Origin of the sequence: Allomuricauda sp. TY007, assembly GCF_010468565.1 — a bacterium.
Lineage (GTDB): Bacteria > Bacteroidota > Bacteroidia > Flavobacteriales > Flavobacteriaceae > Flagellimonas.
The window spans coordinates 1-406 of the sequence record NZ_WUEG01000070.1 but is presented as its reverse complement, the minus strand read 5'-3'; the positions used below and the strand labels follow the sequence as shown (position 1 = coordinate 406).

The window sequence follows — 406 nt, the reverse complement described above, 5'->3', positions numbered from 1 at the left end:
GGAAGGTGAACGACCCGGATACGGCAAGGTATTATGAGCGCTTCTTTGAACTGGTCAAAATGCCCACCCGGAGTGTGAGCAAAAGCTCGGGGCTGAGTCTGGAACGACGCATCACGGAAGGGGAAAAGGAGGTGTCCAAGCGCAGGGCAGAGGTGTTCTTTCGGTTAAAACAAGGGGAGTTTGTGGTCTTTGCGGACGGGAAGGACCGAAAGGTGCGGTTTCCCAAGCCTGAGATACCAAAGGGATTGCCCAAGCCCCTTGAATGGATAAGCCGGGTAAACTGACCCACCTTCGCCGGATGAAACTGACCATGGCAAATGGACTGCCCAGATTTGATCTATCCTTGGGTTAAACTTAGTTTTTATTTTTCAATTTTCTTCTCATTGATTCTCCTTTTATATCTATT

General features: G+C 49.0%; 1 pseudogene. It reads left to right on the top strand.

Going from position 1 to position 406, the window contains the following annotated elements:
- Nucleotides 1–284: pseudogene (locus tag GO009_RS17460) on the top strand (type IV secretory system conjugative DNA transfer family protein); the annotation flags it as partial.
- Nucleotides 285–406: the final 122 nt, after the last annotated feature.